The sequence below is a fragment of the Bacillus sp. SIMBA_008 genome (assembly GCF_046535495.1).
Lineage (GTDB): Bacteria > Bacillota > Bacilli > Bacillales > Bacillaceae > Bacillus > Bacillus subtilis.
On sequence record NZ_JAWRWL010001150.1, the window covers coordinates 1 to 241 of the forward strand.

Sequence of the window (241 nt, forward strand, 5' to 3'; positions counted from 1 at the left end):
GGAAAAGCATATTCATCTTGCAAAGTGAAGGAAGTTTGTCCCTCTCTAATTTTTTCTAACAACCTTACAATCATTTTAGAATCTTGTGGTACTACATTTGGAAATGGTAACGAGAGCAGCTCATCTCTACTATATCCAAATCTTTTACAACCAACAGGGTTTACCTCAATGAATCGACTGGGGACATAATTTTCATTCAGCTCTACTACATATACTGCATCAGTTGCTTGTTCGATTAGTG

Annotated in this window: 1 protein-coding gene; it reads right to left on the minus strand. The window is 36.5% G+C overall.

The features are described from left to right. A partial coding sequence (locus SB658_RS27040) for a PAS domain S-box protein (RefSeq protein WP_410603598.1) occupies window positions 1-241 on the minus strand: 241 nt, incomplete at both ends.